Here is a 13,738-nt window from a genome sequence, read left to right as displayed (position 1 = left end):
TTTGGGGGCAGCTTTTTCTTATATTTACCTTGCTACGAATGTCGGTATTTGTCGGTAAGTCGATATATTCGAAAAATCGCTGATATAAATGGAGTTGCGCTGATATATTTGGGAAATCGCCGATATAATTTCAGTTGCGCTGATATATTTGAAAAATCGCTGATATAAATTGAATTACTTTTGTACTTTGTTAGAGTAGATGTTTAATGAGACGTTTTTTCTAAAATTTGTAAAGATATCTTTACTTATAGTTGGAAAATATTTATAATTAAAGTAAAGATATCTTTACTTTCGAAGGTGGAGCCTATGGGTGTAAAAAATAAAATTAAAGAATTAAGAAAGCAACATCATATAACACAAGTTGAAATGGCAAAGGCGATGCAGGTGACACGGCAGACAATCGTGGCGATTGAAAACCATCATTACAATCCGAGTCTAGAGTTATCCTTAAAAATCGCCAAATATTTTGGAGTGAAGGTGGAAGAAATATTTACGCTGGAGTTATGACAAGCTTCGTTTTCTTATTCATTATGTATCTTTGTGTAAATAAATATTTAGACAGGCCAGTAGTACATGTAAATGAGTTATTATATATTGCTATTTTTGGTCTATTAATAAGTATGGCATCGACGAGCGTGTTAGCAACAAGGAATAGATAGAAAAAGGGGAACTGGGATGGGATTACCGGTATTATGTGTCGCTACAGCTATTTTTGCTTTGTTTTGGGGAATGCAGAACTTCTCTCATAATCCAGTGCCGAGTATTTGTATTATGCTTGGTACTGTAGGTTTATCGTATTATTTATTAGTTTCAGCTCATTATCATAAAACAGCAACGAGCGTTGTTGTCGGAGCACTTATTTTATTTTGTGGTCGTGCTGTGCAAAAGGGGTTATTTTCGTAAAGGCTGTTTATACGAAGCGTATAAACAGCCTTTTGTATTTTTTTTACAAAACACTTGAAAGTTACGTAACGTCATCTTTTATAATGAAGGAGAAGAGGTGATGATAGTGATTTCAATTCAACAATTGACGAAAGAAACAGGGATAACAGTACGCACATTACGTTATTATGATCAAATAGATTTATTAAAGCCGAGTGGTAAAACAGAGGGTGGACATCGGTTATATAGTGAAGCGGACGTTATTCGTTTGCAACAAATTTTATTTTTAAAGGAAATGGGATTTTCGTTAAAAGAAACTGCGAATATGTTAGTAAAAGGTGAGTTGGATTTAAAGAATTCTCTTGAAAAACAACTTCGATTTGTACAGGAAGAACAAAAGAAATTTAATCGAATGGAGCGTGTTTTACAAGCGGTTGTTTATTCGGTAGATGTAGAGGGAGAGCTCGATTGGAAAGTTATGTTTGAATTAATTCAGCTTTCGAAACAGTCTCCTCGTATACGTGAAATATTCCAAAATGAAGTGTTTTCAAAGGAAGAACAAAAATTGCTTCAGAATTTGCCGAATATGAGTGAAGAAGATCCGAATGTTTTAGAGTGGGTAGATTTATTAAAGCAATTTCGCACTTTTATGAAAGATGGTAAAGAAGCTGCAAATGATGAGGTACAAGGGGCAACGAAGAGATTAATGCAGAAGTGTTTAGAAATGGCTAATGGTGACGAAGCGTTTTTAGATAAGTTATGGGAAGTTAGAAAATCGAAAGAAGATTCACAGAAAATGAGCATGTATCCAATCGAAGAAGAACTTTTATTATATATGGATGAAGCTTGTCGTATTTATGATGAAAAGGAGAAGGATAAATGAGTATGCTCGCAGAATATCGTTGGTATTTTTTAATTGGGGCAGAGATTGTATTTTGGTTATCGGCTATCGGTTTCTTTTTACTCCGTTACGGATTTCGTTTGAAAAAGACGAGTTTTATTATGGGGATTGTACTACTTATAAATGAAGTGTTTATTTTAATTTTAGGAGTAGTGGATTACTATCAAACAGGAAAGTTCTCTAACTTTCAAATCATTACTGTAATCATTTTATTGTATGCAGTCTTTTACGGGAAAAAGGATTTGAAGAAGCTTGATATATTTGCGCAAAAGCTAGTTGCGAAATGGCGGAATGAGCCGGCGCCTATTATAGAAGAACAGGTAGAATTAACAGGTATGGCTTATGCGAAGCAAGAAATAAAAAATTGGGTATTGCACCTTAGTTTGTTTGTTGTTGTGCATATTTTCTTTTTCTTTCTGTACGGTCTTGCCCCGGTTGAACAATGGCATAATTGGTTAGAAACGGGAATTGTTTTAAATAAAGCAGCGAGTCGGGTTAGCCAAGTTTGGGCGATTATACTTTTAGTGGATGCAGTTATTTCATTTTCATATGTTCTTTTTCCAAAGAAGGAGAAAGGGAACAAGAAGCTACTTTCTTAGGGGAAAGTAGCTTTTTTAGTATGCCAATAGTTTTGTATAGGAGAGGATGACAGTAGGAAAAAGAGCTGATTTTAAATGAAGTGGAATCTTAATCAGTGTGGTGCTTACTGTTTGTTCATGCGGAAGAAGATTTGATAAGGAAGGAAGTGTACTCTCCTTCCTTTTTCTATATATTGTCGAAAACTTTACCGAATATCTGTTCGTTTTTTTAGGTTTTTTATAGGCATTCGTGGTAAAATAATAATACAGATTTTTATGAGGAGGTCGGATTTTCTTGGAACGTCAATTTGAAATTGTCTCAGCGTATTCCCCGCAAGGTGATCAGCCGGTAGCTATAGAGAAGCTTGTAGAGGGAATTAATAGCGGAAAGAAAAAGCAAGTGTTGCTTGGAGCGACAGGAACGGGTAAGACATTTACGATTTCAAATGTCATTAAAGAAGTGCAAAAGCCAACACTTGTCATGGCTCATAATAAAACGTTAGCAGGACAGTTATATAGTGAGTTGAAGGACTTTTTCCCAAATAATGCAGTTGAATATTTTGTTAGTTATTACGATTATTATCAACCAGAAGCGTATGTGCCGCAAACAGATACGTTTATTGAAAAAGACGCACAGATTAATGATGAAATTGATAAATTGCGTCACTCGGCAACGTCTGCATTATTTGAACGGGATGATGTAATTATCGTTGCGAGTGTTTCGTGTATATATGGTTTAGGTTCTCCAGAAGAATACCGCGAGTTAGTTGTTTCACTTCGAGTTGGTATGGAGAAGGATCGCAATCAATTGCTTCGTGAACTTGTTGATGTGCAGTATGGACGTAATGATATTGATTTCAAGCGCGGTACATTCCGTGTGCGCGGAGATGTAGTTGAAATCTTCCCTGCATCACTTGACGAGCATTGTATCCGAATTGAGTTTTTCGGTGATGAAATTGATCGTATTCGCGAAGTAAATGCGTTAACAGGGGAAGTATTAGCAGAACGTGATCATGTAGCAATTTTCCCAGCATCTCACTTCGTTACACGTGAAGAAAAAATGAAGGTCGCTATTGAAAATATCGAAAAAGAACTAGAAGAGCGTTTAAAGGAATTAAATGATAACGGCAAGTTGTTAGAAGCGCAGCGTATAGAGCAGCGCACACGTTATGATTTAGAAATGATGCGCGAGATGGGCTTTTGTTCAGGTATTGAAAACTATTCCCGTCATTTAACACTCCGTCCAGCGGGGGCAACGCCGTATACGTTATTAGACTATTTCCCGAAAGATTTCTTAATCGTTATGGATGAGTCGCACGTATCAGTGCCGCAAGTAAGAGCGATGTATAACGGGGACCAAGCGCGTAAGCAAGTGCTTGTGGATCATGGATTCCGTCTGCCATCAGCTTTAGATAATAGACCGCTCACATTTGATGAGTTTGAAGAGAAAACGAATCAAGTTATTTACGTTTCAGCAACACCGGGACCGTACGAATTAGAGCAGTCGCCAGAAGTAATAGAACAAATTATTCGTCCAACAGGGCTTTTAGATCCGCCAATTGATATACGACCAATTGAAGGGCAGATTGACGATTTATTAGGAGAGATTCAAGATCGCATTGCAAAAAATGAACGTGTATTAATTACAACTTTAACGAAGAAGATGTCAGAGGATTTAACAGACTACTTAAAAGATGTAGGGATTAAGGTGAATTACCTGCATTCTGAAGTGAAAACATTAGAACGTATTGAAATTATTCGGGATCTTCGTCTTGGTAAGTTTGATGTTCTTGTCGGTATTAACTTATTACGAGAAGGGTTAGATATTCCAGAAGTATCACTTGTAGCTATTTTAGATGCTGATAAGGAAGGATTCTTGCGTTCAGAACGTTCATTAATTCAAACAATCGGTCGTGCAGCACGTAATGAAAACGGCCGCGTTATTATGTACGCAGATCGCATAACGAGATCGATGGAAATTGCGATTGAAGAAACGAAGCGTCGTCGTAGTATACAAGAAGCTTACAATGAAGAGCATGGTATTACGCCAAAAACGATTCAAAAAGGTGTGCGTGATGTAATTCGTGCAACGACAGCTGCTGAAGAAACAGAAACGTATGAAGCAACGCCAGCTAAGAAGATGACGAAAAAAGAGCGTGAAAAGACAATTGCGAAGATGGAAGCAGAAATGAAAGAAGCAGCAAAAGCGTTAGACTTCGAGCGTGCAGCTGAATTAAGAGATTTACTATTAGAATTAAAAGCGGAAGGGTGAAAAGAGTGAGTAAGAGCAAGGATTTTATCGTTGTAAAAGGTGCTAGAGCACATAACTTAAAAAATATTGATGTAACCATTCCGAGAAATCAGCTTGTCGTTGTAACGGGATTGTCTGGTTCGGGGAAATCATCATTAGCATTTGATACGATTTATGCAGAAGGGCAGCGTAGATACGTAGAATCGTTATCTGCGTATGCACGCCAGTTTTTAGGACAAATGGATAAACCGGATGTAGATACGATTGAAGGATTGTCACCAGCAATTTCAATCGATCAAAAAACGACGAGTCGTAATCCGCGTTCAACTGTTGGAACGGTAACGGAGATTTATGATTATTTACGTTTATTATTTGCGCGAATTGGTACGCCAATTTGTCCGAATCATGGCATTGAAATTACATCACAAACAGTAGAGCAGATGGTAGACCGCGTCCTTGAATATCCTGAACGTACGAAATTACAAGTGTTAGCTCCTATCGTTTCTGGCCGTAAAGGTGCACATGTGAAAGTACTTGAAGATATTAAGAAGCAAGGATATGTTCGTGTACGTGTTGATGGTGAAATGCTTGATGTGTCTGAAGATATTGCGTTAGATAAAAATAAGAAGCATTCCATTGAAGTTGTAATAGATCGTATTGTTGTAAAAGAAGGAATCGCAAGCCGTCTTGCGGATTCACTTGAAAGTGCATTAAAGCTTGGCGGGGGACGAGTGTTAATCGATGTTATGGGAGAAGAGGAACTTCTATTTAGTGAGCATCATGCTTGTCCGCATTGTGGTTTTTCAATCGGAGAATTAGAGCCGCGTATGTTCTCATTCAATAGTCCGTTCGGTGCATGTCCTTCTTGTGATGGACTTGGCTCAAAGCTAGAGGTAGATTTAGAACTTGTTATTCCGAACTGGGATTTATCATTAAATGAACATGCGATTGCGCCTTGGGAACCGACAAGTTCACAATATTACCCACAGCTTTTACAATCTGTATGTAATCACTACGGCGTTGATATGGATGTGCCTGTGAAAGATATACCGAAAGATTTATTTGATAAAGTGTTGTACGGAAGCGGTGAAGAGAAAGTTTATTTCCGCTATGTAAATGAATTTGGTCAAGTAAAGGAAAATGAGATTTTATTTGAAGGTGTTATTCCAAATATTGAACGTCGTTATCGCGAAACGAGTTCTGATTACATTCGTGAGCAAATGGAAAAGTATATGGCAGAACAAGCTTGTCCGAAGTGTAAAGGTGGACGTTTAAAACCTGAGAGTTTAGCTGTTTTCGTTGGCGGAAAAACGATTGCTGATGTAACGAAATATTCTGTTCAAGAAGTACAGGAATTCTTCTCAAGTGTGGAGCTAACAGAGAAACAACAAAAAATTGCTCATTTAATTTTAAGAGAAATTCAGGAGCGCGTTGGGTTCTTAGTGAACGTCGGTTTAGATTATTTAACGTTAAGTCGTGCCGCAGGAACTTTATCAGGTGGTGAGGCGCAACGTATTCGTTTAGCAACGCAAATTGGTTCTCGTCTTACTGGCGTACTTTACATTCTTGATGAGCCTTCTATCGGTTTGCATCAGCGCGATAACGATCGTCTTATTCGTACATTGCAAGAAATGCGTGATTTAGGTAATACGTTAATTGTTGTTGAGCATGATGAAGATACGATGATGGCAGCTGATTATTTACTTGATATCGGGCCTGGCGCAGGTATTCACGGTGGACAAGTCGTATCAGCAGGTACACCAGCTGAAGTGATGCAAGATGAGAATTCGCTAACAGGGAAGTATTTAAGCGGTAAAGAGTTTATTCCAGTTCCACTTGAAAGACGTAAAGGTGACGGACGAAAAGTGGAAATTGTCGGTGCAAAGGAGAATAACTTAAAGAACGCGAAAATGTCATTCCCGCTTGGTACGTTTGTAGCGGTAACAGGTGTATCTGGATCAGGTAAAAGTACGATGATTAATGAAGTACTATATAAATCGTTAGCGCAAAAGTTATATAAAGCGAAAGCGAAGCCAGGTACGCATAAAGAGATTAAAGGTCTTGAGCATTTAGATAAAGTAATCGATATTGATCAATCACCAATCGGTCGTACACCACGTTCTAACCCTGCGACTTATACAGGTGTGTTCGATGATATTCGTGATGTGTTTGCCCAAACGAATGAAGCGAAAGTGCGCGGATATCAAAAAGGACGTTTCAGCTTTAACGTAAAAGGTGGACGTTGTGAAGCATGCCGTGGTGATGGAATTATTAAAATCGAAATGCACTTCTTACCAGATGTATACGTGCCGTGTGAAGTTTGTCATGGTAAACGTTACAACCGTGAAACGTTAGAAGTGAAATATAAAGATAAGAACATTTCTGAAGTGTTAGGGATGACGATTGAAGATGGGGTAGAGTTCTTCGCTAATATCCCAAAAATTAAGCGTAAACTTCAAACGCTTGTAGATGTTGGACTTGGTTATATGAAATTAGGGCAACCAGCAACGACGTTATCTGGTGGTGAAGCACAGCGTGTGAAATTAGCTTCTGAATTACACCGTCGTTCTACAGGTCGTACATTATACATTTTAGATGAGCCAACGACTGGTTTACATGCGCATGATATCGCACGTCTGCTAGAAGTGTTGCAACGTCTTGTTGAGAGCGGTGAGACGGTACTTGTAATTGAACATAATTTAGATGTGATTAAAACAGCGGATTATATCGTTGACCTTGGACCAGAGGGCGGAGACAAAGGTGGACAAATCGTTGCTTCCGGAACGCCAGAGCAAGTAGTGAAAGAAGAGCGCTCGTATACAGGTAAGTATTTAAAAGAGATTTTAGATCGTGATAAAGCAAGAATGAAAGAGAGAATAAAAGAAGTAGAGTTATCACAATAAGTTTAGTAATAAAAACCGAGTTGAAATGACGCTCGGTTTTTATTGTATAGGGGGAGAAGATGGGGTTTTAAGAAATTTATAAGGTATCAAAATGGAATTGTAATGGAGGGGGATTATGTCAATTAATCATAAATCACTTGCCCAATTTATTGTAGAAGCGAAAAGAAGGACATATGCATCTCAGGGAGATGACGCATCGGTTCAGGCGTTATTAAACGGATCGAAACAACTTGAGTACAGTAGCGGTGATTATTTTTATCGAGATATTTATTTTGGTTCAGCTTTTTTTATTGGACAAGAAACTGTAGAGTTTGAGAATCGTCCCATTTGGTCAATGGTCTATTCAGGTGGTGTCACTAACCCAAACTCAGATTGGGATATCATGGGTCCAATTTATAACTTTCTTCGCCAAGCATTAAGGTCAGTTGATACGAATTCTATCTATCGTGGTCCAAATTACTATAAATCAGGTACATATATTTTCAAGAATGAGTATGAAGGCACTCTTGATTGTTTTCAAGGTAAAGAAATTATTCTCATAGGTGATGAAAAGGTGTATGAATTGAAATATAGCGGTGGAATAGTACGATAATTATTTTAATAGAACCACAATGTGAAAAGAGAAAAAGAAATACTTAAAGGGGAAAGAAGCAGAAAACGCGTTTCATAATGAAGTGAAAAAGGAGTGCTACATCTTCTATCAACACTGTAATGATGTACTATTAATAAAAGATGCAAGTGTATTAAGTATGGATGATATATTACGTGAAACAGATGATATGTATAAAGGCGATATTTACATTATAGATAAAGATTTCACTTGGACCTTTGTGAAAACGCATGAGCATAGATGGTGTGGGCCTTATTTCCCAAAGAAGTGTTAGTAGGTATACAAGCATGAAGAATCGAATAAATTGATATAAGTGTTTGTATCGTGCTTGCGTTTATTATTGATTAGCGTATGATGAAAGATATATGTTTAAAAGGATGTGTAAGAAAATGAGATGGATTGTATCACTTCTTGTAAATAGTGTTGTGTTAATCGCTGTATCGGGACTTTTAAAAGGGATTGCACCAGACGCGTTTTACGTAGCAAATATACAAACTGCAATTATTGCGAGTATTATTTTGGCTGTTTTAAATGTGTTCGTAAAACCGTTTTTAATTTTAATTACGCTACCAATTACTGTTGTAACTTTCGGTTTCTTCTTAATTGTTATTAATGCAATTACGTTAAAGATAGCAGATTCATTATTAGGAGACGCATTTAATATATCAGGTTTCGGTGTAGCGATTGTTGCGGCAATTTGTATTTCAATTTTTAATATGATTATTGAGAAGGCAATTGTGGAACCTTTATATGAAAAAAAGAGAAAATGACAAAAAGAAAAACATTTCATGATATGTATGAAATGTTTTTTTCTATTTATTAGAAACCGTATTTCTTGTTTCCAGAAAAAAATGGTACAATATCCGGTAGAATGGAATTTTACATCAAATGAGACTGAACCCGCAGCGGAGTGGAGGTTTATACATATGCCGAAAGTAAGGACAAAAGATTTAATTGAACAATTTCAATTGGAGTTAATAAGTGGTGAAGAAGGAATTCATCGTCCGATTGATACAAGTGATTTATCACGACCTGGTATTGAAATGGCAGGATTTTTTACATATTATCCAGCTGATCGCGTGCAGCTTCTTGGAAAGACGGAGCTGACGTTCTTTGACACGTTAACGTCAGAGCAAAAACAAGAGAGAATGAAAGCGCTTTGTACTGAGGAGACGCCATGTATTATTGTAACTCGTAATCAAGATGTACCAGATGAGTTGCTGCAAGCATCGCGTGAATCGGGCATGCCTTTATTACGTTCTTCTCAAACGACAACGAGATTATCAAGTCGTTTAACAAATTATTTAGAAGGTAAGTTAGCACCAACAACAGCTGTTCATGGTGTGTTAGTAGATATTTACGGCGTTGGCGTTTTAATTACAGGACAAAGTGGTGTCGGTAAAAGTGAGACAGCTCTTGAGCTTGTAAAACGTGGTCATCGCCTTGTTGCGGATGATAGTGTAGAAATTCGCCAAGAAGATGAAGACATGTTAGTTGGAAGCTCGCCAGATTTAATTGAGCATTTATTAGAAATTCGTGGTCTAGGCATTATTAACGTTATGACGTTATTCGGTGCAGGGGCAGTGCGAAATTATAAGCGTATTACACTTGTTATTAATCTTGAAATTTGGGATCAAAAGAAAAATTATGATCGCTTAGGTCTTGATGAAGAGAAGATGAAGATTATTGATACAGAACTTACGAAGATTACACTTCCAGTTCGTCCTGGTCGAAACTTAGCTGTTATTATTGAAGTGGCAGCGATGAACTTCCGTTTAAAACGTATGGGAGTCAATGCAGCACAGCAGTTCTCAGAACGATTAATGAGTGCGATTGAGTTAGGAAATCAGGAGTAAACATTGGAGAGGGAGGTCATACATATGCTGTTAGGTTCTGTACCACAGCTTGACCGCGTAGCTATCCAACTTGGACCGTTTCCTGTTTATTGGTACGGGATTATTATCGGTACAGGTGTGCTATTAGGTCTTTGGCTAGCAACTCGCGAAGGAGAAAGGCTAGGTATTCCAAAAGATACATTTGTTGACCTTGTATTAATTGCAGTACCGATCGCTATTCTATTTGCGAGAATGTACTATGTTATTTTTGAATGGGAATATTACGCGCAAAACCCGAGTCAAATTATTAATATTCGTCAAGGTGGCTTGGCGATTCATGGTGGCTTAATCGGGGCTGTTATTACAGGGATTCTTTTTGCGAAACGCCGCGGAGTTTCATTCTGGAAGTTGGCGGATATTGCTGCGCCAAGTATTTTACTAGGACAAGCAATTGGCCGATGGGGGAACTTTATGAACCAAGAGGCACATGGTGATGAAGTAACGAGACAGTTTTTAGAAGGCCTTCATTTACCGGATTTCATTATTAATCAAATGTATATTGATGGTGTGTATTACCACCCGACGTTTTTATATGAATCATTATGGAATTTCGCGGGGGTAATTTTACTACTTGCATTACGAAAAGTGAATTTACGACGCGGGGAGTTATTCTTCACATATTTAATTTGGTATTCAATAGGACGATTCTTCGTAGAAGGGTTACGTACAGATAGTTTAATGCTAGGACCACTTCGTATTGCACAAGTAATGTCAATTGGACTTGTTGTTATTTCTGTTATTTTCATTATTGTGAGACGAAAAATGGGGCAAGCTGATAAAAGATATTTAGAAAATTAGAGAAAAGTAGCATCTTATTATAAGATGCTGCTTCTTTCATATTCAGGAAAGAGAAAGGACTAAGGCAATGAAAATAAATACAGTGTTATTTGATTTAGATGGAACGTTAATTAATACAAATGAACTTATTATTTCTTCTTTTTTACATACTTTACATACATATTATCCAAATCAATATAAGCGTGAAGATGTATTGCCATTTATCGGTCCATCTTTACATGATACTTTCAGCAAGATTGATGAAAGTAAGGTTGAAGAGTTAATTACAAGCTATCGTCAATTTAACCATGATCATCATGATGAATTAGTAGAAGAATATGAAACTGTATATGAAACAGTTCAAGAGTTGAAGAAGCAAGGCTATAAGGTTGGTATTGTTACAACGAAAGCGAGACAAACCGTTGAAATGGGATTAAAGTTTTCAAAGCTTGATGAGTTCTTTGATGTTGTTGTGACAATTGATGATGTCGAGCATGTGAAACCACATCCAGAGCCACTTCAAAAAGCGCTTCAGTTATTAGATGCGAAACCGGAAGAAGCATTGATGGTTGGGGATAATCATCATGATATTGTTGGCGGACAAAATGCCGGTACGAAAACAGCTGCAGTTTCATGGACATTGAAAGGTAGAGCGTATTTAGAGGCTTATAAGCCAGACTTTATGCTAGATAAAATGAGTGATTTATTGCCGATTTTGTCCGACATGAATCGTTCGTAAAGATAAGTAGAGGAGCGAGTGAAGTGCGACGGACAACGCGCTATCCTGTTTCAGGAGAGAATTCATTATGGAATGTGTATAAAACAGTGTCTTTTTGGAAGGTAATGAAAAACTTTATGATTATCCAAATTGCACGTTATACACCTTTTTTATCGGTCAAGAATTGGTTATACCGCACATTTTTGCGGATGAAAGTAGGAAAGAAAACATCGTTTGCGCTTATGGTAATGCCAGACATTATGTTCCCGGAAAAGATAGCTGTGGGAGAAAATTCGATTATAGGCTATAATACAACGCTTTTAGCACATGAATATTTAATTCGAGAATATCGACTTGGAGAGATCGTTATAGGAAATGAAGTGATGATTGGAGCGAATACGACTATATTACCAGGTGTGAAAATTGGAGATGGTGCGATTGTTTCAGCTGGCACACTCGTTCATAAAGATGTACCAAGTGGTGCTTTCGTAGGTGGAAATCCAATGCGTGTTATTTATACAAAAGAAGAAATGGATGCTAGAGAAGGTTGATGCTAAAAATGTAACATTTCTCTTCTTTTTTAATGAATAAAAAGGAAATAATTGAGTATAATATACTGTTTTGTTTTTTACGGAATCGTTTATACTTATAGATAGAAGAATGTGTGAACGAAGAAAACAAAAAACTGGAGGATATATGGGGAAAAATCAAAGAATATATAAGGAGAACGGACAAGTTATCTCTTTTAATCAATTAGCGGACTTCTTTTATAAAAAAGGGATGAGGGCTTACAAAGGACAAAAATTGCAAGATGCAATTAAATATTTTCGAAGAGCGGCACAAAGTGAGAAGGAGCCGTTTATTTTATGTCAATTAGCAACAGTATTATCTGAGGCTGGTGAATATCAAGAGTCAAATCAAACCTTCTTTAAGCTTGTTAGATCTAATCCAGAACTTGAACAGTGTTATTATTTTATTGCAAATAATTATGCATATATGGGGCTATTTCAGCAGGCGAAGAAGTATGCGGATCGCTATTTAGAAGTTGCAGAAGAGAAGGAATTTGTTGAAGATACATTAGAATTACTTGAAATTATGGAAGAAGAAGCGATGGGTGCGGAAGAGATTGAGGATGAAGATGATTTAATTGTTATGCAGGAAGAAGCCAATCGTTATATTCGTAACGGACAATTGGAAGAAGCAATTGCTACATTAGAAATTGTTACGAAAGATTATCCGGAATTTTGGTCGGGGCATAATAATTTAGCGATTGCGCATTTTCAATCTGGTAATGTAGATAAGGCGCTGAAATTAACGGAAATGATTTTAGAGAAAAATCCTGGTAATATACATGCGCTTTGTAATACACTTATTTTTCTATATTCAATTGGAGAGCATAAACAAGTAGAGGCGTTAGCTGCTCAGTTAGTTTCGGTATATCCGATTTCGTTTGAACATCGTTTGAAACTTGGGACGACACTTGCAACAATTGGTCATTTCGAGCCTGCATATAAATGGTTCAAATTATTAAAGCGTCAAGGATACGAGGGAGACGTTAGTTTTTATTATTGGTTTGCATATTCTGCGTATATGGTAAAAGATCAGCAAGTAGCTGAAAAAATGTGGCAACATGTTGTAGAATTGCACCCTGATAAAAAGGGAAAAGAACCGTGGAATGCATTGAATTTAGTGGATGAAGGACAAAACGTGTTATTTGAAGAATTACGAAAATCATTTCAGCAAAGTGCGACGCTAGAGGAACAAATGCTAGCTTTATATTTAATGAATGAATTATCAACGCCAGAGAAGGTTGGATTCTTCTTTGATGTAACGCAGGCGAAGAATGGTGTTCCGATCGTATCGCAACTTGCAAAGTATTTCTTTTTACTGAATAGCCATAAGAGTATTCCAGCTGATTTACAGCAATTTGAACAGTGCGCGCGAATCGCGGATGCTTTATACAATTATACGAAAAAAGATGATGAATTAATCGAAGAGTGTTTACAATTTTGGTTTTGTACGTTCATACGTTTATATACATCTGGGGCAGTTTTTACAAATGTATACGGCTGGTCAGCTGCGGTTGAATATATCGTACGCAGTGAACAAGGAAATAAGATGACACAGTCGGAGCTCGGAGATGTGTATAATGTATCTGTAGCGACTGTTCGAAAGTATGTGCAAGCTGTTAAGCGTACGCACACATAGATAAGCAAATCATTG

Annotated in this window: 13 protein-coding genes and 2 pseudogenes; all 15 read left to right on the top strand. The window is 37.2% G+C overall.

Features of this window, described 5'->3' with window-relative positions; translation table 11 throughout:
• Nucleotides 1-306: 306 nt before the first annotated feature.
• The 15 genes and pseudogenes from MR083_RS17120 (at nt 307) to MR083_RS17050 (ending at nt 13,723) form a co-directional block, all read left to right on the top strand.
• Nucleotides 307-507 (top strand): helix-turn-helix transcriptional regulator, encoded by a 201-nt coding sequence (locus tag MR083_RS17120; RefSeq protein ID WP_000538360.1) that lies wholly within the window; start codon nt 307-309, stop codon nt 505-507.
• A pseudogene (locus tag MR083_RS17115) lies at nt 495-659 on the top strand (ATPase); the annotation flags it as partial. The gene MR083_RS17120 and the pseudogene MR083_RS17115, both read left to right, overlap by 13 nt.
• Before the next feature lie 16 nt (nt 660-675).
• Complete coding sequence (locus MR083_RS17110; protein ID WP_000524120.1) at nt 676-903, top strand: hypothetical protein; 228 nt, start codon at nt 676-678, stop codon at nt 901-903.
• 100 nt (nt 904-1,003) lie between these two features.
• Entirely contained in the window at nt 1,004-1,765 is a 762-nt protein-coding gene (locus MR083_RS17105; RefSeq protein ID WP_000635519.1) for a MerR family transcriptional regulator, read from the top strand.
• The gene (locus tag MR083_RS17100) at nt 1,762-2,382 is read left to right on the top strand and encodes a hypothetical protein (protein WP_242269618.1); all 621 of its coding nucleotides are present in this window, start codon (nt 1,762-1,764) and stop codon (nt 2,380-2,382) included. The genes MR083_RS17105 and MR083_RS17100 overlap by 4 nt, the downstream gene beginning before the upstream one ends.
• Nucleotides 2,383-2,656: 274 nt before the next feature.
• Complete coding sequence (gene uvrB / locus MR083_RS17095) at nt 2,657-4,633, top strand: excinuclease ABC subunit B (RefSeq protein WP_000441061.1); 1,977 nt, start codon at nt 2,657-2,659, stop codon at nt 4,631-4,633.
• A 5-nt stretch (nt 4,634-4,638) separates the two neighbouring features.
• Complete coding sequence (uvrA, locus tag MR083_RS17090; RefSeq protein ID WP_016718906.1) at nt 4,639-7,515, top strand: excinuclease ABC subunit UvrA; 2,877 nt, start codon at nt 4,639-4,641, stop codon at nt 7,513-7,515.
• Between the two features lie 115 nt (nt 7,516-7,630).
• A complete protein-coding gene (locus MR083_RS17085; RefSeq protein WP_000026297.1) occupies nt 7,631-8,107 on the top strand; it encodes a DUF5680 domain-containing protein in 477 nt (158 codons plus the stop codon).
• 28 nt (nt 8,108-8,135) lie between these two features.
• Nucleotides 8,136-8,399: pseudogene (locus tag MR083_RS17080) on the top strand (DUF4275 family protein); the annotation flags it as partial.
• A 115-nt stretch (nt 8,400-8,514) separates the two neighbouring features.
• Nucleotides 8,515-8,895, top strand: a complete 381-nt coding sequence (locus MR083_RS17075; protein WP_001267308.1) for a phage holin family protein — start codon at nt 8,515-8,517, stop codon at nt 8,893-8,895.
• Between the two features lie 156 nt (nt 8,896-9,051).
• A complete protein-coding gene (gene hprK, locus MR083_RS17070; RefSeq protein WP_001127250.1) occupies nt 9,052-9,981 on the top strand; it encodes an HPr(Ser) kinase/phosphatase in 930 nt (309 codons plus the stop codon).
• Between the two features lie 24 nt (nt 9,982-10,005).
• Nucleotides 10,006-10,818: a prolipoprotein diacylglyceryl transferase gene (gene lgt, locus MR083_RS17065; RefSeq protein WP_000924231.1), complete on the top strand. Its 813-nt coding sequence runs from the start codon at nt 10,006-10,008 to the stop codon at nt 10,816-10,818.
• A gap of 67 nt (nt 10,819-10,885) precedes the next feature.
• Nucleotides 10,886-11,536, top strand: coding sequence for a pyrophosphatase PpaX (ppaX, locus tag MR083_RS17060; RefSeq protein WP_000700954.1), 651 nt, complete (start codon nt 10,886-10,888; stop codon nt 11,534-11,536).
• A 23-nt stretch (nt 11,537-11,559) separates the two neighbouring features.
• Nucleotides 11,560-12,066, top strand: coding sequence for an acyltransferase (locus tag MR083_RS17055; RefSeq protein ID WP_001255078.1), 507 nt, complete (start codon nt 11,560-11,562; stop codon nt 12,064-12,066).
• A 145-nt stretch (nt 12,067-12,211) separates the two neighbouring features.
• Nucleotides 12,212-13,723, top strand: a complete 1,512-nt coding sequence (locus MR083_RS17050) for a tetratricopeptide repeat protein (protein WP_000517734.1) — start codon at nt 12,212-12,214, stop codon at nt 13,721-13,723.
• Nucleotides 13,724-13,738: the final 15 nt, after the last annotated feature.

The sequence above is a fragment of the Bacillus cereus group sp. BfR-BA-01408 genome (assembly GCF_022663305.1).
Lineage (GTDB): Bacteria > Bacillota > Bacilli > Bacillales > Bacillaceae_G > Bacillus_A > Bacillus_A pacificus.
Note: the sequence above shows the minus strand (reverse complement) of the source record. Positions and strands in the feature narration are given on the sequence as shown.